Below are 21,282 nucleotides of genomic sequence, written 5' to 3'. Positions count from 1 at the left end.
GCCCGCTCCAGGCCTACCCTAGCGAGTCGTCCACGGAGGACAGCGGAACGGCGTACAGCACCCGCTCCGGGATGGCGTCCGGCTCCCACTGGGCGTCCTTGTTCGCCGCCCACTCGGTCAGCGTCCACAGCTCGCCGGTCTCCTGCCAGAGCGACATGGACTCGGTGTGCCGGCCCCAGCAGGCGGTCGTCTGGTCGGTCGTGCACCGCGCCGCCCGGGCGCCGTCCTTGTTCTGCCGCCAGAGGGTGCCGTGCTTGCCGCGGCTGCCGGGCGCGTGGTCGACGTACCAGTTCGGCGTGCTCGCGCCGCTCGGCTTGTGCGACAGCACGCCCTGGAGACCGACGGCCTTGGTCTCGTACGCCTCGTCCGCGTTGACGACGTCGCTGGAGTTGCTGCCGAGCAGACCGGTGCGGGAGGCGGCGGTGCTGTAGTAGTAGCGCCAGACCCGGGCGGGCTGGGTGCCGCCCGAGCTGAACCACTCGTTCGCCACCAGGCTGTCCGGGGTGGAGGTGCGGTCGAGGGAGACGGAGGCGAAGCAGGGGACCGCGTTGTCGTTGCCCGAGGTGCAGGCGCCGCCGGTCAGGTCGTACGAGCCGATGGCCGGCAGTACGTACTGGTAGCCGTGGGCCGCGTAGCCGCCGCTTACCTTGCCGACCGCGCTGCTGTCGACGTTCGCCCGCAGGATGCGGTGCATGTCGAAGACGAAGAGGGCGTTGTTGTGGTCCGCGCCGTTTTTCGCGGTGACGATCAGCTTGTCCTGGTACCAGACCATGCCGCCGAGATGCGAGCGGACGGCACCGAAGTCCGCGTCGCCGCTCAGCGGGGCGACCAGCAGGACCCAGCGGTACTTGAGGTTGTCCGGGTCGTTCGCGTCGATGAAGGCGACCCGGGCGAGGCCCTGGTCGTCGGCCGGCTCGCCCGCCTTGTGGTCGTTGTGCGTCCAGCCCGCGAGGATGACGCGGTCGTCGCCCCACGTGCCGTCGTTGTCGGCGTCGCCGGACGTGGTGACGGACTGGGGCAGCCACTTCTGGGTCGTCGCGTCGCCGCTGTCCCAGCAGTACGCGCGCGAGGCGCTCGGCTCGACGGGCAGCGCGGCCGCCTCGGTGGCGGCACAGTCGGCCTTGTTGCGCATCGAGTGGTTGGCGCTCTGGAGCACGCCGTGCACGCCGACGTTGCCGCCCATGTCGCTGGTGAGCGTGTCCAGGGTGGTCCGGCCGACCAGGTTCTCGTGGAGTTGCAGCTTGCCGGTCTCGGCGGCGGAGGTGAGCGGGGTCAGGGCTCCCGGGTTGTCGCCGCCGGCGGCCTGGGAGGTGCTGATCAGCGTGGCGGCGGCGGTCAGCGCCAGCGCGGTTCCGGCGAGGGTGGCGCGCAGCGCACGGCCCCTCCTCCTGCGACGATGTCTGCCACGCTGTTTCATGGGACCTCCCGAGGTAGGCCAACTACTCCCCGTGGTCGGCGCGTTGATCGAGGAGCTGGTGGGGTGGCCTGTGGGAGGGATGCTACGCGAGCGGAGGGTGTGCCCGGTCGAAGACCCGGTAATTACGAGGGTAATCCCTCGACCTGGGGGCACATCGGGAGCATTCAGACCGGCCCGCCGCCCGGCGCCAGGAGGGAAACGCCGCCGCCGGGCCCCGCCGTACGCACGCGCAGCACCGCCGGCGCGATCGAGTGGGGCAGCAGGTCCAGCGGGTCGTCCGGGGCCAGGAGTTCGACCTCCGCGGTTTCGGAGAAACGATACGGCCGGTGGTCCAGGAAAGCGCCCAGATAGCGTCGTACACGGGACATCTCGGCGCGGACGGTGACCGTGCGGGCCGGGTCGCCGAACATGTCGGCGGCCAGCGCCGCGGCCGTGCGGCCACTGCGGTGCAGGGTCAGGAGGTAGAGCAACTCGGCGTGCCGGGGCGTCAGTTCGTGCGTCCAGGAACCCGTGTCTCCCGAGACCGTCACCGACCAGCGGCGCGGGTGGGAGAGGTCCAGGACGATCCGCGTGGTGTGCGCGGGAGTTGCCCGGTCACAGGCCCGGATCAGCCAGCCGCCCGGCAGCGGCTCCACCGAGCACGGGCCCAGCACCGGCAGACAACTCCGCCCGGCCGTCAGTGAGGTGGGCAGCGCCAGCCGTCTGGCGTACGGCATTCCGGCCACCGCCGCCGTCCAGCCGTCCCGGTCCACCGCCACCGCCCGCCCGTCCAGCCGGGCCAGCAGCGGCGCCGCCACCGCGCGCAACCGCTCCAGTGACGTCAGATGCACCTCCCGCAGCCGCGCCTCGGCGAGCTTGGCCACCGAGTCCACCCAGGCGAGCGTGGCCGGATGCATCGTCTCCAGTGGACCGCTGATGTCCACCACACCGATCAGGCGGCCGTCGCGCGGGTCCGTGATCGGGGCGCCCGTGCACGTCCACGAGGCGAAGGAGCGTACGAAGTGCTCGGAGGCGAACACCTGCACGGGACGGCCGGTCACCGCGGGCGTGCCCACCCCGTTCGTGCCGACGACCGACTCGCCCCAGTCCGCGCCCGGTTCGCAGCCGAGCCCGTCCGCCTGGCGCAGCACCGCCGGACTGCCCTCGCGCCACAGCACCCGCCCGTCCGCGTCCGCGACCACCATGATGTGCTGCGCGACGTCCGCGACCGACAACAGCCCCTCGCGCAGCACCGGAAGCACCACCCGCAGCGGCGACTCCCGGCGCCGCCGCTCGACCTCGTCGAGGCTCAGCAGCCCCGCCCTGACATCGTGGTCGGGATCCACCCCGCTGCGCCGCATGCGCCCCCACGACGCCTCGATCACCGGGCGCGGCGCGACCCGGGTGCGCTGCCCGGCGAGCGTCGCGCTGCGCACCTCCCTGAGCATGCGCGCCGCCTGCGCGGCGTCCCGGGCGACCAGCCGCGTCACATCCTTCGGCGAGTGCGCCACACGAACCTCCAGGAGGGCCCGTCCGTCGCACGCCTTGGCGGCGGGCCCGGCCGGGTGTCGACTGCTCCTCCCATACTGCCGCCCGAAGGTGACGGAGGGATACACTCCGGCCACAGTGAGCGGACAGCCAACAGATAGTTGCAACCTCCTGCAACCCTGGCGAGCGGCCCTGCGGTGTTTGAAACTTGTGCGACGTCGCCCAGGCGGCGTCCGCGGTCCCTGACCGGGGCCGAAGCAGCGGGGGTGGTGCCGTGTCGGCGCAGCACCACCCCCGCGACGTATGCCCGGGGGAACGCCCCCGCGGCGTCACGCCACCGGCCGGGCCCGCTCCACCACCGTGGCCAGATCCAGACTGTGCGGCAGGGTGCCGAAGGCCGTACCCCAGTCGCCGCCCAGCCGGGAGGCGCAGAACGCGTCGGCGACCTCCGGCGGGGCGTACCGCACCAGCAGCGCCCCCTGGAGCACGAGGGCGAGCCGCTCCACCACCCGGCGGGCCCGGCCCTCGATACCCTCCAGGTCGGCGAGCTCCGTGAGCAGGCCCTTGATGGCGCCGTCCAGCCGGTGATCGGCACCGCGCGCCCGGCCGACCTCCTGGAGGTACGCGTTGAGCGCCTGCGGTTCGCGCTGGAGCGCCCGCAGCACGTCCAGTGCCTGGACGTTGCCCGCGCCCTCCCAGATGGAGTTCAGCGGCGACTCACGCAGCAGCCGGGCCAGACCGAACTCCTCCACGTACCCGTTGCCGCCCAGGCACTCCAGCGCCTCCGCCGCCACCGGCGTGCACCGCTTGGTCACCCAGTACTTGGCGACCGGCACCGCGAGCCGCAGGAACGCCCGCTCCTGCTCGCCGCCGTCGTCGTAGGCGGCGGCCAGGCGCAGCGCGAGCGTCGTCGCGGCCTCCGACTCCAGGGCCAGATCCGCCAGTACGTTGCGCATCAGCGGCTTGTCGACCAGCTTGCCGCCGAACGCCTCCCGGTAGGTGCAGTGGTGGATCGCCTGCGCCACCGCCTGCCGCATCAGCGACGCCGACCCGAGGACACAGTCCAGCCGGGTCGCCGCCACCATCTCGATGATCGTGCGCACGCCCCGGCCCTCGTCGCCGACCCGGCGTGCCCAGGTCCCGTCGAACTCGACCTCGCTCGACGCGTTGGACCGGTTGCCGAGCTTGTCCTTGAGCCGCTGGACGCGGAACACGTTGCGCGTGCCGTCCTCCAGCACGCGCGGCACGAGGAAGCAGGTCAGACCCCCTCCGTCCGTGGCGGAGGCGGCCTGCGCGAGCACCAGGAACCCGTCCGACATCGGCGCCGAGCAGAACCACTTGTGGCCCGTCAGCTCGTACGTCCCGTCCTCGGCGAGCGGCCGCGCCGCCGTCGTGTTGGCGCGTACGTCGCTGCCGCCCTGCTTCTCCGTCATGCCCATCCCGAACAGGGCACCGGCCTTCTGGGCGGCGGGCCGCATCCCCTGGTCGTAGACCATGGAGGTCAGCCGGGGCTCCCACTCGGCCGCGAGCGCCGGGTCGGTGCGCAGGGCGGGCACCGCCGCGTGGGTCATCGACAGCGGACAGCCGTTGCCCGCCTCGGCCTGCGTCCAGATCACGAAACCGGCCGCGCGCCGGACGTGCCCGCCGGGCCGGGACCAGGCCGCCGTCAGTCCGGCGGACACGCCCTTGCCGAGCAGCCGGTGCCAGGACGGATGGAACTCGACCTCGTCGATCCGGTTGCCCCAGCGGTCGTGCGTCCGCAGCTTGGGCGGGTTCTCGTTCGCCAGGGCCCCCCACTCCTGTACCTGCGCGGAGCCGGCGCTGAGCCCGAGCCCCGACAGCTCGGTGCGCGCCTCGTCGAGGAGCGCGGGATCGAGATGCCGCTCGACGGCCTCCACGAGGGCCCGGTCGGCGGCGAAGACGTCATAGCCCACCAGGGGCGGAGCCTGGTTGGTCACGGTGTGGGTGCTGGCAGCCATGTCTCGCAACCTACCCCTCGGTACTACGTCGGTCACCAGGGCTTCCGCCGGTAGGCCAGGGCTCGCGGCCCGGCCCCCGCACCACGGGATGAGCGCAGCCTCGCGCGGCGGATACCTTTAGGGCGTGCAGCCAGCAAGTGAACCCCCGCAGAGGCCCTCCGGCCGTTTCCACCGGGCGCGTGCCCTCTACCGGAACGTCTCCAAGCGCAGGACCGCCTGGCTGCTGCTCAAGGACACCGTCAACTCGTGCATGGAGTACCGGATCCTCGGTCTGGCGGCCGAGGCCGCCTTCTTCACGCTGCTGTCCGTGCCGCCGCTGCTGCTGAGCATGATCGGGCTGCTCGGCTACGTCGACGACTGGACCGGCGCCGACACCATCGCCAGCCTGGAGAACAACATCCTGGAGGCGTCCCGCACGGTCCTGTCCGACAAGGGCGTCACCGAGATCGCCCAGCCGCTCCTCCACGACGTGATGAAGGGCGGCCGCCCCGACGTCATCTCCCTGGGCTTCCTGTTCGCCCTGTGGTCGGGCTCGCGCGCGGTGAACGTCTTCATCGACACCATCACCGTGATGTACGGCCTCGACGGCACGCGCGGCATCGTGAAGACCCGGATGATGTCGTTCCTGCTCTTCATCGTGGCGCTGCTGATCGGCTCGGTCGCGCTGCCGCTGATGGTGGCGGGCCCGGACGCGGTGGTGAACGTCGTGCCGTGGTCGACGACCGTCGTACAGGTCCTGTACTGGCCGGTCGTCATCGTCCTGTCCATCGTCTTCCTGACGACGCTCTACCACGTCTCCGTGCCGGTGCGCTCGCCCTGGGTGGAGGACGTCCCGGGCGCCCTGGTCGCCCTCGCGATGTGGGTGCTCGGCAGCTTCCTGCTGCGCATCTACCTGACCAGCACGGTCGAGGGGCCCACGATCTACGGCTCGCTCGCCGCGCCCGTCGCCGTGCTGCTGTGGATCGGTGTGTCCGCGTTCGCGGTGCTGGTCGGCGCGGCGGTCAACGCAGCCATCGACCGGGTCTGGCCGGCCGCCGCCACGGCCGCGGCGCGCGCCGCGAACGAGCGGCTGCTCGAGGAGCAGGCCGCGGTGTTCGTGGCCCGCGTGGCCGCGTACCGGGCCGCCGACATCGATCCCGACGACCCGGACATGCCCTCCGAGTTCCCGGAGCGCTGGTCGCGCTTCCTGCCTCCGGAGGACGTGACATCCCGGTTCCGCACCCATGTGAAGAGCCCGCACCACCACCCGCAGCACAAGAACGGCGACCCGCCGGCGGGGGAGCAGTAGGCCCGGCCGTCGAGGGAGCGGCAGGCCCGGCCGTCGCGGGCCGTACGTGCCACGCTCGCGGCGGGGCCTAGGCCTTCCACACCCCCGCCGCCGCGTTCTCCCGCGCGAACTCGGAGAAGTCGTGCGGTGCCCGGCCCAGGATCTGCCGCACCTCCTGCGACAGATGCGCGTTGCGGCCGTCCAGCAGGCTCTCGAAGAGGTCCACCAGGAAGTCCACCTCCTCGGGCGGCACCCCGAACGCCTTCAGGTTCTCCCCGTACTGACGCGCCGGCACCGGCGTGTACGCGAACGTGCCGCCCGTGGCCGCCGAGATCTCCGCGACCGCCTCCCGGAACGTCAGCAGCCGGGGCCCGGTGAGGTCGAGCGTCCGTCCCACGTACCGTTCCCCGGCCGTCAGCGCGGTCACCACCACGTCCGCGATGTCCCGCACGTCGATGAAGGGCTCGCGCACCTCACCGGCCGGGAACACCAGTTCCCCGTGGCGCAGCCCCTCCACCAGCGGGCCCTCGCTGAAGTTCTGCGCGAACCACGCGGCCCGTACGACCGTCCAGTCCGCACCCGACTCCTTCAGGGCCTCCTCGGTCGGCCGCGCCCGCTCCTCCCCGCGCGAGGAGAGCAGCACCAGACGCCGTACGCCGGCCTCCACCGCCTCCCGGGCCAGCGTGCCGACCGCCCCGGCCGCCGCCGGGGAGCCGACATCCGTGGGGTACATGAGGTACGCCGCGTCGGCGCCCGCCAGCGCGGCCGCCCAGCTCGCCCGGTCGGCCCAGTCGAACCCCGTCGCCCGGGACGCCGCCCGAACCGTCAGCCCCGCCGCCCGCGCGGCCTCGGCCACCCGGCTGCCCGTCCGGCCCGAGGCCCCCGTCACCAACACCGTCGTGTTCCGCGTGTTCTGCGTCATACGGCCAGTCAACTGCCGTACGGCAGACGGAACCATCGCTGAACGGCTCATTCCCATACGTACGCGTCTACGCTGACGCCATGGACGCACTCGCAGGCCTGCTGGAGGGCCCCCGCGCACGGGGCGCCTTCATGATCCGGGCGTGCTTCGACCCGCCCTGGTGCATACGCGTCGAGGACCGGGCCCCGCTGACGATCATGCTCGTGGTCCGGGGCGAGGCCTGGGTCATGCCGGACGGGCAGGAGCGGACGCTGCTCAGGGCGGGCGACCTGGCCATCGCGCGCGGCCCCGACCCGTACACCTGCGCCGACTCCCCGGCGACCGAGCCCCAGGCGGTGATCCTGCCCGGCGGCGAGTGCGCCTACCCCGACGGGCGCTCCCTGAAGGGCCACCGGGACCTCGGGGTGCGCAGCTGGGGCGACCGGCCCGACGGCTCCACGGTGCTGCTGATCGGCACCTATCTGATGCAGGGCGAGATCACCGGCCGGCTGCTGGACGCCCTGCCGCCGCTGCTGTCGCTCACCTCGCGGGAGTGGAAGTGCCCGCTGACGCCGATCCTCGCCGAGGAGATCGTGCGCGACGAGCCGGGCCAGGAGGTCGTTCTCGACCGGCTGCTCGACCTGCTGGTGATCGCGGCACTGCGGGCCTGGTTCTCCCGCCCGGAGGCCGAGGCACCCGCCTGGTACCGGGCGCTGGCCGACCCGGTCGTGGGCCGGGTGCTGCGGCTGGTGCAGGACGACCCCGCCCACCCCTGGACGGTGGCCTCGCTCGCCGCCAAGGCCGGGGTCTCGCGCGCCGCGCTCGCCCGCCGCTTCACCGAGCTCGTCGGTGAGCCCCCGATGGCCTATCTGACCGGCTGGCGGCTCGCCCTCGCCGCCGACCGGCTGCGCGACTCCGCGGACACCATCGGCGCGATCGCCCACCAGGTCGGCTACGGCAGCGCGTTCGCCCTGTCCACCGCCTTCAAACGGGTGTACGGAGTCAGTCCGCAGGAGCACCGGACCGGGGGTGCCCCGACGGTTCCTCGCGGCACCGTGACGTGACACCCGGCACGCGCGCTCGCCTCCTGCCGACGGGCCCGGTGACTCCGCTACGAGGACCGGTCAGGCACAGGGCGCCGTCCGACACCCCTGCGGCGTAGCCTTTTCTTCGTGGTTGCAGAGCGCGCTTCGGCGCCACCCGGGTACGCGGAGCGGCCGTCCCGGCTGGCGGGCGCGGTGGTGTGGACCAACAGGCCGTCCGCTGCCGCGGGGCGGCCCGTGCTGCCCGACGGCTGCATGGACCTGCTGTGGACCGAGGGGCGGCTCCTGGTCGCCGGCCCGGACACGCACGCGTACCGGCCGCAGGGCCCTGCCGGGGAATGGGCGGGCGTCCGCTTCTTCCCGGGGACGGCGCCGGTCTTCCTAGGCGTTCCGGCGTACGAACTCCGGGACCGGCGCGTCGACTTGGCGGAGGTGTGGCCCGCCGCCGAGGTGCGGCGCCTGACGGGACGCGTCGACGCCGCCGCCGATCCCGCGACCGCGCTGGAAGAGATCGCGCTGCACCGGGCCGCGCAGGCGGACCGCCCCGACCCGCTGCTGCGGAAGGTGGTGGCGTCCCTGGCCGCGGGCCGGCCGGTGGCCAGGGCCGCGGACGAACTCGGCGTCGGCGCCCGTCAGTTGCACCGCCGCTCGCTGGCCGCCTTCGGCTACGGACCCAAGACGCTCGCCCGTGTACTGCGGCTGCAACGGGCCCTCGCGCTCGCGTGGGCCCAAGTGCCCTTCGCGGAGACGGCGGCCCGCGCCGGGTTCGCGGACCAGGCCCATCTCGCCCGGGACGTGCGGGAGTTGGCGGGCGTACCGCTCGGCGAGCTACTGCGCCGGTAGGTTCGCGAACAGGTCGACGCCGTTGCCGTCCGGGTCGTGCACCACCGCGTACCGCATGCCCCAGACGGCGTCCCACGGCTTGAGCTCGCCGTGGTACCCGGCGCCCACCAGGTCCCCGTACACCGTGTCCACCTCGGCCGGGCTGTCACAGCGGAAGGCGAGCGAGAGGCGGCCGCCGGCGGCCGGCGGCTGCCACTCGGGGTGGAAGGAGCGGATGGTCTCCTCGGTGTCGAGCGCCAGCCGCAGCCCGCCGGGCAGCCCGGCCTCGACGTGCGGCTCGCTCTCGGCGCCGTCGGGGAAGACGAGACCGAGGCGGCGGTAGAAGGCGAGAGCGGCGGCCATGTCGGAGACCGCCAGGCTGATCACATCGAATCGTGGAGTCATGGGTTCAACCTAGGCGGACCGGTGATCGCCGGTCTTGAAGGAATCGGACACGCAGCCGGGACATGCGGCCGGGTGTGTGGCCGGGACATGCGGCCGGGCGTGCAGCCCGGACACGCAGCCCGGTCTGTGGAACACCTGTGCGGCAGGATGGGGTCATGACCCGTGCCGCGCGCGTTCCGAAAGCTTTGGCCGTCCTGCCCGCCCTGCTGCTTCTGCCGGTCCTGCTCTCCGCGTGCGGCACCGAGAAGGCGGGAGCCGGAGGCAGCGGCGCGGACCGTGCCGAGGTGAGCCGTGCCCGACTCGACGCCCGCGCCGCGGCGTTGGGGGTCGCACCGGAACTCGTCTACGTCACCGAAGCCCCCGGATTCACCCTCGCCCAGCAGTCGGTGGGTGTGTACGGCGGCGACGGCTTCTCCAGCGTCTACGTGTCCCGGAAGACGGGCGCCCAGATCCAGCTCTCCGTGGACCGGGGCACCATGACGGCGGCGAACTGTCCGAAGCAGCCGCTCGGCGAGGCGTCGGGGGAGCGGATCACCTGCGCGCGGGACGGCGACACGTGGTACCGCACGGCCGGGGGCCGGCAGGAGTACGCGGTGCCGGAGAAAGGGCACGTGGTGCGGGTGAGCGCCGACGCGAACGCAGTCGGCCGCGCCGTTCTGCGCCGGGCCGCCGGCGCGGCGCACCGCCCGGACGACACCGAACTGGCGGCCGTCCTGCCCACCCCGGACGGCACCGCCACCGCGCCCGTCGAACGAGGCGACCTGCCCCCGGTGGGCGACGGGGCGCCCAACAACGACGTCGGCACGTCGGGCTGAGCCGCCGGACGGCCCGAGCCGGACAAGTCCTCCTCGCCAGGCGGTCCGAAATTTTCGGTCCCCTCGCGTCGGTGGGCCGCACCCCGCTGCGGAAATAGGCTCCGCCCATGCCCTTCCGCGTTCTCGTGTACACCCGCACCACCGGATACCGGCACGATTCCCTCCCGGACGCCGTCGCCGCCGTACGCTCCCTCGGGGCCGCGCACGGCTTCGACGTCGACGCCACCGAGGACCCCGCCGCCTTCGAGGCACCCCTCGACGCGTACGGCGCCGTCGTCTTCCTCTCCACCAGCGGCGAGGTCCTGACACCCGAGGGACGTACGCGCCTTGCGGCGTACACACGCAAGGGCGGTGGCTTCGTCGGCGTGCACGCCGCGGCCTGTACGGAGGACGCGTGGCCGTACTACGGCGAACTGCTGGGGGCGCGGTTCGCGCGCCATCCCGCGTACCAGCCGGGCAAGGCGGTCGTCGAGGACCGCGATCACCCTTCGACCCACCACCTGCCCACGGTGTGGGAGTTCACGGACGAGTGGTACGACTTCCGGACCACTCCTCGCGGTTCGGTGCGCGTCCTCGCCTCCGCCGACGAATCCTCGTACGACGGAGGCGGGATGGGCGACGACCACCCGCTGGCGTGGTGCCGCGACCAGGGCGCGGGCGCGGGCCGGGTCTTCTACACCGCGCTCGGCCATGCCTCCGAGGCGTACGGGGACCCGGACTTCCGCGCCCATCTGCTCGGCGGCATCCGCTGGGCCGCCCGCGAGGTCCAGGCGTATGGCCCTGTCCGGCGTGACCCGCCGGACCGACCCTAGGACGTCGGCTCGGGGCCGTACGCGGTCAGGAAGCGGTCGCGGAAGGTGTCCATCCGCCACTCCGGGGCGTCGGAGGCGGGCTTGAGACCGTCCGTCCAGCCCCAGTCCGAGATCCGGTCCAGTACGCCCTGGTCGTGCGCGACGATCGCGATCGGCACGTCACGGCCGGCCTTGTCGCCCGTGACGGTGCGGTTGGGCTGGTGGTCGCCGAGGAAGACCAGCACGGTGTTCTTGTTGCCGTGCTTCGCGACGTAGTCGACGAGGCTGGTGACCGAGTACTGGATGGCCTTGCGGTACTCGTCGCGCACCTTCGCCGGGTCCTTCCACACCTCCTTGGGATCCTTGCCCGCGTCGTGGATGGCGTCGTAGACCGAGCCGTCGCCGACCTGGTCCTCGGGGATCGTCTTCGGGATGGGGGCCCACGGGTTGTGGCTGGAGGTCAGGATGATCTCCGACATCAGCGGCTTGCTGTGCTTCTTGCCGTGCTCCAGGCGCTCGAAGGCCGCCAGGCTGTACTGGTCCGGCACCGGTGACCAGCTGAACTTCGGTCCCTGGTAGCCGAGTTCGCGCGAGTCGTAGATGTGGTCGAGGCCGAAGAACTTGCCCTCCGGCCAGGCGCGCGTCACGCCCGGCATGATGCCGACGGTGCGCCAGGCGTCCGTGCGGCGGAAGGCCTCGGTGAGGGTCATACGGTTGCCGGAGGTGAGGTTGCGGTAGCGCTGCTGGTTCTTGATCCACAGGCCCGACAGGAACGTCGAGTGGGCCAGCCAGCTGCCGGCGCCCGCGACCGGGGAGCGCAGCCAGCCGCTCTGGGACGAGTAGCCGGCGTCGCTCAGTTCCTTGGTCTTCGCCGTGAGCGTCTCGTTGATCGGCTCGGTCATCGCCGGGTCGTCGATCGCGCTGCGGCCGTAGCTCTCGATGAACGCGAAGATGACGTCCTTGCCGCGCAGTCCGGTCAGCAGCTGGTCGGACGGGGTGTCGGCGAAGGCGTCGACGGAGGCCTGCCGGGCGAAGGCCTGCCCGTCCTTGATGCCGGCCCGCACCGCGTGCGCGCGGTTCTCGAGGAGTGTGGCGGCGCTGCGCGAGGCGACCGGCACACCGGCGACCTCGAGGGTCAGCACCGAGCAGGTCATCCATGCCGTGCCGAGCACCAGGAGCGTACGGCCCGCGAAGTGGCGCCTGCTCGCCATCAGCCGGGTCAGCCGGACGACCGACCAGGTCATGAGCGCGATCACCGCGACGGCGAGGGCGATGGCCCCGATCATGACGGCGAGCGCGCCGCCCCCGCCGATGGAGTCCTTGAGGAACGACTCGGCGTCGTCCAGCAGCACCCAGTCGAGCACCAGGTCGAAGGGGCGCTCCAGCGACCAGTAGAAGCCCATGTCGAGGAACTTCAGGATGGTCAGCAGACCGAGCCCGACCCCGCCGACCACCGCCAGGATCCGGCGGGGCTTCGGCGGCAGGACGAGCAGAAGGGCGGCGCCGAGGATCCCCTCCGCGGGGATCCGTACGAACCGGGAGGGCGTGAAGCGAGCGAGGTCGTTCGGCACGAGAAGCGCGAAGAGCACGAGGGCGACGGCAATCCCGGTGGCTGTCCAGGCGAGGACACGAGCGGCGTCGGGGTGCTTGCCACGCCAGCCGGGGCGGGCGGGGGCGCTGTCGGGAGTGTCCGGGTCGGGAACTGCCGCGTCGGGAGTGTCCGGGTCGGGAACCGCCGCGTCGGGAGTGTCCGGGTCGGGAACCGCCGCGTCGGGAGTCGACGGGTCGGGAACCGCCGGGTCCGGGTCGGATTCCGGCACGGCGCTGGTGTCCGGCGCGGCTTCGGATCCGGCTTCGGCTCCGGCTCCGGCTTCCGCCTCCGCTGCCGCTTCCGGACCAGGAGCGGTCTCCGGAGCGTCGTCGGCCTTGGGGGTGCCGTCCGTCGCAGAGGCGTCGGCCGACTTGGGGGTGCCGTCCGTCGCAGAGGCGTCGCCCGGCTCGGGGGTGCCGTCCGCCGTGGAGGCGTCGCCCGGCTTGGGGGTGCCGTCCGTCGTGGAGGCGTCGCCCGGCTTGGGGGTGCCGTCCGTCGCAGAGGCGTCGCCCGGCTTGGTCGTGTCCTGCGCCGCGGAGGCGCCGGGGGCCGTGTCCTGCGCCGCGGAGGCGCCGGGGGCCGTGTCCTGCGCCGCGGTGGCCTCACCGGCGTCGGGCTCGGTGTCGGCCGGCGCGGCTTCCTCATCGTCCCGGTGTGCGTCGTCCCGGTGTCCGTCCTCGGCAGGTTGCTGCTCCGGAAGTACGGTCGGAGTCGGGTCCTCCGCCGTGGGGGTGTCGTCCTTGTCCGGGAGTTGCCGGGAGCTTGTGTGGGACAACCCGAAGGTCCTTCCGTGCGTTGCCTGGTGAGGGTGCGGCGGACCAGGCCGGGGAGACAGGACCGCCACTGTACGTACGGCCGGACGACGCCTTTCGTTCACCCCTCGGTGGCGCGGTCACGCGGCGGCGCCGTGCTCGCCCGTTCCACCAGCCGTGTCGACAACTCCGTCCGGGTTCCCTCCGGCCGTTCGCCCGCCATCATGCGGACGAGCAGGCGCACCGCGGTCGCCGCCATCTCCGCCAGCGGCTGCCGAACCGTCGTCAGCCCCGGCGAGGCCCATCGCGCCTCGGGCAGATCGTCGAACCCGACGACGCTGATGTCGTCCGGCACCCGCAACCCCCGTTCCGCCAGCGCCTCGTACACCCCGAGCGCCATCCGGTCCGAGCAGACGAAGACGGCGGTCGGCGGCTCCGGCAGGTCCAGGAACTCCCGCATGCGCCGCCGGGCGACGGCGGGGTCGAAGTTGCCGTGGCGCACATACTCCGGACGGTGCCGGACCCCCGCCGCGGCCAGCGCCGAGCGGTACCCCGCGATCCGCGCGCCGCCGCACATCTTGCGCCGGTGGCCGCCGATGGCCGCGATCCGCTCGTGCCCGAGCGCCAGCAGGTGCTCGGTGGCGCTCATCCCGCCCTGCCAGTTGGCCGCCCCCACGGACACCACCCCCGCCGGCGGTTCGAGCTCCGGGTCGATCAGTACGTACGGGATGCGGTGCTGATCCAGCCAGGCGTACTGGGGCGGTGTCAGTTCGGCGAGGTTGAACAGCACGCCGGACGAGCCGCGCGCGGACAGTTTGTCCAGCCAGCCGCGTTCCGGGCGCCCACCCCTGGTCCGGGTCAGCCCGGCCGAGACCACCACCTCAAGGCCCGCCTCATGAGCGGCCTCCTCCACACCGTGCAGCACCGCACCCGACCGGGAGCTCTCCAGCGAGTGCACCACCAGGTCCACCAGGCCCTGCGACTTCGTCGTGTCGAAGCGGGGTCTCTTGACGTAGCCGAGCCGGTCGAGTGCCTCGGTGACCCGGCGGCGTGTCTCGGGTGCCACGTCCTCCCGGCCGTTGACCACCTTCGAGGCCGTCGGCACCGAGACGCCGGCCTCCCGTGCGACGACCGCGAGGGTCGGTCCGGCCATGCTTCCGGTACGGACCATGAGCCCACCTCTCCGGCCCCGTCCCGAGGGCCAGCTCCAGCCCGCCGGGGCGAGTGAAAGTTTCGAACGGCGACGGTCGGGTCGGCGGCAACAGACCGTCTAGCAAGCGCTTTCTAGAGTAGGGGCGCGTGAAGGTGGCGTGGAAGACCGGGGGTGCGGACAGTTGCGCCCGCCGCGAAGAGCGGACCGCGGCCGACACATATCCGTTCGGGCGGCGCGACACGGAAATGATGTGATGCGGTGAGGAGGTCAGTCCCGCCGTGGTGAGGAGAGGGCCGTATGAACCGTTCGGACGGTGTGACCGGGTCGGAGGGACCGACGGATCGAGGGGAACGGGCGGGCCGGGCCGACCCGGTCGACCCGGTCGACCGGACGGGCCGTGCGGTGGACCCGGCGGTGGACCCGGCGGTGGACCCGGCGGCGGACCCGGTGGTCCGTACCCCGTACGGAGCGGTGCGCGGCCGGTACGAGAAGGGGGTCGCCGTCTTCCGCGGCATCCCCTTCGCCGCACCGCCCTTCGGCCACCGCCGGTTACGACCGACCGATCCGCAGGAGCCGTGGGACGGGGTGCGCAACGCCGGAGCGTTTGGCCCCACTCCGCCCAAACCGCAAGTACTCGGAGGCGTTCGCCCGTTTCTTGTCCGACCCGGTGGTGGCCGGGGACGACTGCCTCAACCTCAATGTGTGGACACCGGAGCCGGGTCGTGGCGCCCGGCTCCCGGTCATGGTGTGGATCCATGGCGGCGCGCTGACCCGCGGCTCGTCGGCGGTCCCCGTCTACGACGGCAGTTCCTTCGCCCGCGACGGCGTGGTGCTGGTCTCCTTCAACTACCGCCTGGGTGTGGAGGGTTACGGCCTCTTCCCGGACGCGCCGCCCAATCCCGGCCTGCGTGACCAGCTCGCGGCGCTGGAGTGGGTGCGCGACGCCGTCGCCGAGTTCGGCGGCGACCCCGACCGGGTGACCGTCTTCGGCGAGTCCGCGGGCGCGATCAGTATCGGCGCCCTGCTGGCGAGCCCACGCGCCCGGGGCCTCTTCCGGCGGGCGGTGCTCCAGAGCGGGCCGCCCGAGTCGACGGAGCGGGACAAGGTGCGGCGTCTGGTGCGGCGGATGGCGGTGAAGCTGAGGATCCCGGCGACCGCCGCGGCGTTCGCCGAGGTGGACCGCACCCTGCTGGCCGAGGCGCAGGCGGAGGTCGGCCGACTGGCGGGCCCCGTCCTCGGCGGACCGGCCTTCGGCATTGTCGTGGACGGTGACCTGGTGCCGAGCGATCCGCGGGAGGCGCTCCTCGGCGGCCTCGCCCGGGACATCCCCCTGCTGCTGGGCTGGACCAGCGAGGAGCACCGGCTGTGGCTCGCACCCACCGGGCTCCTCGAACGTATCGACAGGCTCGGCCCGGTCGCCCTGGCCGGCGCGATGGCCCGCTGCCGCTGCGGCCCGGAGGTCCCACGCGGCTATCGCCTCGCCCACCCCGGGGCCCCCACCTCCGATCTGGTCGGCCATCTGGTCACCGACCATCTGCTGCGCGTTCCGCTGCACCGGCTGGCCGACTCCCGTACGGGCCACGCGCCCTCGTACGTCTACGAGTTCGCCTGGCGCTCGAACCACCCCCGCCTCGGCGCCTGTCATGCCCTGGAGCTGGGCTTCGTCTTCGACACGGTCGATGTGCCGGACTCGGCGAAGCTCGCGGGACCCGACGCGCCGCAGGAGCTGGCCGACGCGATGCACGCGGCCTGGGTGCGCTTCGCGGTGGACGGCGACCCGGGCTGGCCGGCCTGGGACGACTCACACCCGGTCCGGGTCTTCGGCGCGGACGAGGAGCTCGTGCACGGCCCGCGCGATGCCGAAGTCGGCCTGTGGAAAGCCGAGTTCACTCGTCCGGCAGCCACGCCCGCACCCGTGTCGCCCCCTCCGCCCGGTCCGCCCGCGCGTGGCAGGGCACCGCTGTCGGCCGTACGTTACTTCCGTCGCTCGGACGTATGACATACCGTCAGGCCGTCGTCCCTGCACGGCGACACTTCGTCGAGGCGGCGTCCGGCCCCTGGGCCATGACCTCCAGGCGGGGCGGGCGGGCCGCGCTCGACGGCGACACAGGTTAATCGTTCGCGGCCTGATCGCCGTACGGGCAGCATGGCCCGCGATGACATCCGACCACCAGCCCGACCGGCTCCCGTCCGCCTCCGCCTCCGCCGCCTCCTCCTCGTCCCCCTCCTCCTCGTCCCCCTCTGCCTCCGCCACCCCCTTCGACCCCTTCGATGTGCTCGCCGCCACGCGCGACTGCTTGAACGGTCTCGCCGTGGGTGATGCCTTCGGCGCCCAGTTCTTCGTGCCCGACAACCTTCCGGCGCTGCGCGAGCGGCGGCTGCCCCCGGCGCCGGGCCCTGGCCGACGACACGGAAATGGCCTGCTCCATCGCGCGTGTCCCGCGCACGGCGGGCTTCGACCAGGACGCGCTGGCCCGGTCCTTCGCCGAGCACCACGACTTCGACCGGGGCTACGGCCCGTCGATGAATCGGCTGCTGCGCCTGGTCCGGCAGGGCGAGCCCTGGCGCGACCTGGCTGCCGGGCTCTTCGAGGGACAGGGTTCCTGGGGCAACGGGGCCGCGATGCGGGTGGCCCCGCTGGGGGTCCGGTTCGCCGCGGACCTGCCCGTGGCGGCGGAGCAGGCGGCCCGTTCGGCCGAGGTGACGCACACGCACCCGGAGGCCGCGGCGGGCGCGATCGCCGTGGCGGTGGCAGCCGGCTTCGCCGCCCGCGGGCGCGCCGAGGCGGTCACCGGGGCCGGGCTGCTGGATGTCGTCCTGGACCTCACGCCCGCGAGCAAGGTGCGCGCCGGGGTGGAGCAGGCGCGCCTGCTCCTCGACCAGCCCCATGTCGAACTCGCCGCGCACACGCTCGGCAACGGCCGACTGGTCAGCGCCGTGGACACCGTCCCGTTCACCCTGTGGTGCGCGGCCCGGCATCTCGACGACTACCCGGCCGCCCTCTGGGCCTGCGCCGCTGCCGGTGGGGACGTGGACACCACGTGCGCGATCGTCGGCGGGATCGTCGCCGCCCACGTCGGCACCGCGGGCATTCCCGCCGCCTGGCGGCAGCGGGTCGAGCCCCTGCCGCCCTGGTTCTTCGGCCATGCGGCGGCCTCCTGGTCCGCCCTGGCCCGCACGCTGCCCGGCGAACGTCACCCCTGTGTGTGCTGCGGACGCCTCGTCCACGACCGGCCGCCCGGGTCCCACGACATCTGCCCGCTCTGTTTCTGGGAGGACGACGCCGTCCAACTGCGCCTGCCGGCCGCCGCCTACGGGCCCAACCGGATCTCCCTGGTCGACGCCCAGGTGAACGCACGCGACATCGGCGCATGCACACAGCGCGACCTTAGCTTCGTCCGGCCGCCGCAGCCCGACGAACCCGTCGACCCCGACTGGCGGCCGATCGACCCCCTGCGCGACCGGTTCGAGGACCCGGACGGGGAGACGGACGCGCGGCTGCCGTGGCCCACCGACCACACCACCCTCTACTGGTGGCGGCCCACCTTCTGGAATCCCTGCGGCCGCTGACGTCACGACCCCTGCGGCCGCTGACGTGCCGGCCCCCCCCCGCGGCCGTACCGACGTCACTCCGTCGGCCGGGCGCGCCCTTGCTCGCCCAGCGTCCCCGCGATCGACGTGATCGCTGCCGGGCCCACCCGGCAGCATCCGCCGATCAGGCGTGCTCCCGCCCGCCGCCAGCCGGTGACCTGCTCGGCGGTGAACGTGGAGCGGCCGCTCCAGGCGCGGGCGCCGGCGTCCCAGGTCTCGCCGCTGTTCGGGTAGACCACCACGGGCTTGCCGGTCACGCGCGCGGCCGTCTCGACCGCGCCGTCCACGTCCTCGGGGGCGCAGCAGTTCACGCCCACCGCGATCACCTCGTCCGCTTCGGCGGCCGGGGCGAACGCCTCCTCCAGGGACTGGCCGGCCCGGGTGCGGTCACCGGAGACGGAGTACGACAGCCACGCCGGCACGCCGAGACCGCGTACCGCCCGCAGCAGGGCCTCGGCCTCGTCCGCGTCCGGCACCGTCTCCAGCGCCAGGACGTCGGGTCCCGCCGCGGCGAGCACCTCCAGGCGCGGCCGGTGGAAGGCCTCCAGCTCGGCGACCGTGAGCCCGTACCGGCCCCGGTACTCGGAGCCGTCCGCGAGCATCGCCCCGTACGGGCCGACCGACGCCGCCACCCACAGCGGTCGCGTGACGCCGTCGGCGCGGGCCCGCACCGCCGCCTCGCGCGCCAACCCGACGCTGAGGCCGAGGAGTTCGGCCGCGCGCTCTTCCGGAATGCCGCGCTTGGCGAAGCCCTCGAAGGTGGCCTGGTAGCTGGAGGTGATCGCCACGTCCGCGCCCGCCTCGAAGTAGGCGAGGTGCGCCTCGGTGATCGCCTCGGGCCGCTCGGCGAGCAGCCGTGCCGACCACAGCTCGTCGCTCAGGTCGTGCCCGGCCGACTCCAGCTGGTTGGACAGGCCGCCGTCGAGCACGACAGGGGCGGCGGCGAGGGCTTCGGCGAGGGTGGTGCTCCTGGTCATACGGACGACGGTAGTCGAGCCGCCGCGACAATCCACACCGCGTTGTGTTCAGTGAATGAACAGATTGACCACGATGTGGGATGCGGGGGAGGCGATCCCTCCTCTCGGCCGCGGCCCAGCCGTACTGGCTCGCCAAGGGCACCCGCGAGCGAGCTCGCGGAGCGGGGTGTGACCGTCGCCCACCCCCGGCTCAACGGGAGGCCGCGTGCCGCCGTCCACCGCGCCGCCGCGACCGATTCCGCCGGACCACCGGCACGGCGAGCGTGGCCGCCGGCGGCGCGAGCAACAGGGGCCACCACGCGCGGGCGCCCTCGTTCTCGCCGACGGCGGCGGTGCTCTTCACGGAGGGGGCGGCGGACGCCGACGGTGCCGCGCCCCGCCGCTTCTTCGTCATGGTCTTCAGGACCACGTCATTGCCGTCGCCCCCGCGATAGCCGATCCGGGTCCCGGCCGGCACGGTCACCACCGCGTCGCCGGTGAGCGTCACGTCCCGGCCCGTCTTCTGGAAATGGCTGCGCACATCACCGGAGACGGGCCGGGCGGCCGCCGATAGCAGAAAATCGCGGTGGTCTCGTCCGACAGGAAATTCGCGGTGGCCTCGTCGTCCGCGCCGCGACTCGGAGAAGCGGGGCGCCCCGGCCGACCGCCCGGGGCGCCCGTACCGTCCCGTCCACCCCGTTGACCTCACCGCAGTCCGCGCTTACCTTTTCGGCGGTCACGACGTTCGCAATCGCAGATAAGGTTCGACATACCGGACGGACGGTCACTGCATGAGCCGCACGAGCCGCATGAGCCGCACAAGCCGCCTGAGTCACACGAGCCGCAGTGGGCAACTCCCCGACCCCCACGACCCCCGCGAACCCCTCACCCGCACCGCCGTAAGGAGAGCCCCTGGGTTGAGACGTGTGTACGTGATCCTCTTCGCCCTGTGTCTCGCGTTCGCCGGCGCCCTCACGACCGCGGGCCCGGCCCGGGCGGCGGCCCAGACCCTCACCAACGGCACCCAGTTCACCGACACTTCGGGCAACGGCGTGCACGCGCACGGCGGCGGGGTCATCAAGGTCGGCGGCTACTACTACTGGTTCGGCGAGGACCGCAACGCCGACAACACCTTCAAGTACGTCGACGCCTACCGCTCCACCGACCTGAAGAACTGGGAGTTCCGCAGCCACGTCCTGACCCAGGCCGGCGCGAGTGAGCTGGCGAGCGCCAACATCGAGCGTCCGAAGGTCATGTACAACGCGTCCACCGGCAAGTTCGTGATGTGGATGCACAAGGAGAACGGCACCGACTACAGCGAGGCACGCGCCGCGGTCGCGGTGTCGGACACGGTCGACGGCACCTACACCTGGCAGGGCAGCTTCCAGCCGCTCGGCCAGTACATGTCCCGCGACATCACGGTCTTCGTCGACACCGACGGCACCGGTTACATGGTGTCCGCCGCCCGTGAGAACTACGACCTCCAGATCTACCGGCTCACCGCCGACTACACCGGCATCGACAGCCTCGTCGCCGACCCCTGGCACGGCGGACACCGCGAGGCACCCGCCCTCTTCAAGCGGGGCGGCGTCTACTTCATGCTGACGTCGGGCGCCACGGGCTGGAACCCCAACCAGCAGCAGTACGCGACCGCCACCTCCCTGGCCGGCCCCTGGACCGCGATGACGAACGTCGGCGACTCGACGGCGTACGGCTCGCAGACCGCGTACGTCCTTCCCGTGCAGGGCACTTCGGGCACCTCGTACCTCTACCTGGGCGACCGCTGGGGCAACTCCTTCGGGGGCAGCGTCAACGACTCCCGTTACGTCTGGCTGCCGTTGACCTTCCCCACCTCGACCAGCCTCAGCATGAGCTGGTACCCGGAGGTAACCGTCGACACGGTCGCCGGCACGATCAGCGGGACGAGCGCCACGTACGAGACGCTGACCGCCCGGCACTCCGCCAAGTGCGCCGACGTCCCCAGTCAGTCACTGCTCACGGGCGTCGCGCTCACCCAGTACACCTGCAACGGCGGCAACAACCAGAAGTTCTGGTTCAAGTCCGTCGCCGGCGGCTACTACGAGCTGATGGGCCGGGGCAGCTCCCTGTGCCTCACCGAGAACGTCACCGCCGTCACCCAGGAGAACTGCACCGCCGCGACCTCCCAGCAGTGGTCGCTCACCACCTCGGGCGGCTACGTCAGCCTCAAGTCCCGCGCGAGCGGCGAATGCCTGGACGTGTCCGGCGCGTCCACCGCCAACTCCGCCGCGCTGATCACGTACACCTGCAACGGAGGCACCAACCAGCAGTGGACGCGTGGCACATGACGGTA

At 72.8% G+C, this 21,282-nt stretch carries 16 protein-coding genes and 1 pseudogene; 8 read left to right on the top strand and 9 right to left on the bottom strand.

Annotation, left to right across the window (positions count from 1 at the left end):
• Nucleotides 1–13: 13 nt before the first annotated feature.
• The 3 genes from GTY58_RS11170 to GTY58_RS11160 form a co-directional block, all read right to left on the bottom strand.
• Nucleotides 14–1,417, bottom strand: a complete 1,404-nt coding sequence (locus GTY58_RS11170) for a hypothetical protein (protein ID WP_010983565.1) — start codon at nt 1,415–1,417, stop codon at nt 14–16.
• Between the two features lie 164 nt (nt 1,418–1,581).
• A complete protein-coding gene (locus tag GTY58_RS11165) occupies nt 1,582–2,907 on the bottom strand; it encodes a GAF domain-containing protein (RefSeq protein ID WP_010983564.1) in 1,326 nt (441 codons plus the stop codon).
• 306 nt (nt 2,908–3,213) lie between these two features.
• Nucleotides 3,214–4,863, bottom strand: coding sequence for an acyl-CoA dehydrogenase family protein (locus tag GTY58_RS11160; protein ID WP_010983563.1), 1,650 nt, complete (start codon nt 4,861–4,863; stop codon nt 3,214–3,216).
• 124 nt (nt 4,864–4,987) lie between these two features.
• Here GTY58_RS11160 and GTY58_RS11155 point away from each other — a divergent pair, with 124 nt between their 5' ends.
• On the top strand, nt 4,988–6,151 hold the full coding sequence (locus GTY58_RS11155; protein WP_037647245.1) for a YihY/virulence factor BrkB family protein: 1,164 nt from the start codon (nt 4,988–4,990) through the stop codon (nt 6,149–6,151).
• Nucleotides 6,152–6,218: 67 nt separating this feature from the next.
• On the opposite strand, the gene GTY58_RS11150 is transcribed toward GTY58_RS11155, so the two are convergent.
• Nucleotides 6,219–7,052 (bottom strand): NmrA family NAD(P)-binding protein, encoded by an 834-nt coding sequence (locus GTY58_RS11150; RefSeq protein ID WP_010983561.1) that lies wholly within the window; start codon nt 7,050–7,052, stop codon nt 6,219–6,221.
• 80 nt (nt 7,053–7,132) lie between these two features.
• On the opposite strand from GTY58_RS11150, the gene GTY58_RS11145 reads away from it, so the two are divergent.
• Complete coding sequence (locus tag GTY58_RS11145) at nt 7,133–8,095, top strand: AraC family transcriptional regulator (protein ID WP_010983560.1); 963 nt, start codon at nt 7,133–7,135, stop codon at nt 8,093–8,095.
• Between the two features lie 108 nt (nt 8,096–8,203).
• Nucleotides 8,204–8,917 carry a helix-turn-helix domain-containing protein gene (locus GTY58_RS11140; RefSeq protein ID WP_010983559.1) on the top strand — a complete coding sequence of 238 codons (714 nt, stop codon included), beginning with the start codon at nt 8,204–8,206 and terminating at the stop codon, nt 8,915–8,917.
• On the opposite strand, the gene GTY58_RS11135 is transcribed toward GTY58_RS11140, so the two are convergent.
• Entirely contained in the window at nt 8,903–9,301 is a 399-nt protein-coding gene (locus GTY58_RS11135) for a VOC family protein (RefSeq protein ID WP_010983558.1), read from the bottom strand. The genes GTY58_RS11140 and GTY58_RS11135 overlap by 15 nt on opposite strands.
• A 155-nt stretch (nt 9,302–9,456) precedes the next feature.
• On the opposite strand from GTY58_RS11135, the gene GTY58_RS11130 reads away from it, so the two are divergent.
• Nucleotides 9,457–10,116: a hypothetical protein gene (locus GTY58_RS11130; RefSeq protein WP_010983557.1), complete on the top strand. Its 660-nt coding sequence runs from the start codon at nt 9,457–9,459 to the stop codon at nt 10,114–10,116.
• Between the two features lie 107 nt (nt 10,117–10,223).
• Nucleotides 10,224–10,928, top strand: a complete 705-nt coding sequence (locus GTY58_RS11125; RefSeq protein WP_010983556.1) for a ThuA domain-containing protein — start codon at nt 10,224–10,226, stop codon at nt 10,926–10,928.
• On the opposite strand, the gene GTY58_RS11120 is transcribed toward GTY58_RS11125, so the two are convergent.
• Nucleotides 10,925–13,273, bottom strand: coding sequence for a hypothetical protein (locus GTY58_RS11120; protein WP_237528762.1), 2,349 nt, complete (start codon nt 13,271–13,273; stop codon nt 10,925–10,927). The two genes, GTY58_RS11125 and GTY58_RS11120, sit on opposite strands and share 4 nt — an antisense overlap.
• Nucleotides 13,274–13,371: 98 nt before the next feature.
• Nucleotides 13,372–14,421 (bottom strand): LacI family DNA-binding transcriptional regulator, encoded by a 1,050-nt coding sequence (locus tag GTY58_RS11115; RefSeq protein ID WP_010983554.1) that lies wholly within the window; start codon nt 14,419–14,421, stop codon nt 13,372–13,374.
• 429 nt (nt 14,422–14,850) lie between these two features.
• On the opposite strand from GTY58_RS11115, the pseudogene GTY58_RS11110 reads away from it, so the two are divergent.
• Nucleotides 14,851–16,402: pseudogene (locus GTY58_RS11110) on the top strand (carboxylesterase family protein).
• A 416-nt stretch (nt 16,403–16,818) separates the two neighbouring features.
• Nucleotides 16,819–17,973 carry an ADP-ribosylglycohydrolase family protein gene (locus tag GTY58_RS41580; RefSeq protein WP_063823068.1) on the top strand — a complete coding sequence of 385 codons (1,155 nt, stop codon included), beginning with the start codon at nt 16,819–16,821 and terminating at the stop codon, nt 17,971–17,973.
• 56 nt (nt 17,974–18,029) lie between these two features.
• Here the strand turns inward: GTY58_RS41580 and mmuM are convergent, their stop codons facing one another.
• Both mmuM and GTY58_RS11095 read right to left on the bottom strand, forming a co-directional pair.
• Nucleotides 18,030–18,971: a homocysteine S-methyltransferase gene (gene mmuM / locus GTY58_RS11100; RefSeq protein ID WP_010983551.1), complete on the bottom strand. Its 942-nt coding sequence runs from the start codon at nt 18,969–18,971 to the stop codon at nt 18,030–18,032.
• A gap of 190 nt (nt 18,972–19,161) precedes the next feature.
• Nucleotides 19,162–19,491 (bottom strand): hypothetical protein, encoded by a 330-nt coding sequence (locus tag GTY58_RS11095; protein WP_010983550.1) that lies wholly within the window; start codon nt 19,489–19,491, stop codon nt 19,162–19,164.
• A 376-nt stretch (nt 19,492–19,867) separates the two neighbouring features.
• Between GTY58_RS11095 and GTY58_RS11090 the strand changes: the two genes are divergently transcribed.
• Nucleotides 19,868–21,277 carry an RICIN domain-containing protein gene (locus GTY58_RS11090; RefSeq protein ID WP_037647248.1) on the top strand — a complete coding sequence of 470 codons (1,410 nt, stop codon included), beginning with the start codon at nt 19,868–19,870 and terminating at the stop codon, nt 21,275–21,277.
• Nucleotides 21,278–21,282: the final 5 nt, after the last annotated feature.

It is taken from the genome of Streptomyces sp. SID5469, assembly GCF_009862865.1.
Classification (GTDB): Bacteria; Actinomycetota; Actinomycetes; order Streptomycetales; family Streptomycetaceae; genus Streptomyces; species Streptomyces avermitilis.
The sequence above is the reverse complement of the archived record's forward strand: the minus strand, read 5'-3'. Positions and strand labels throughout refer to the sequence as shown.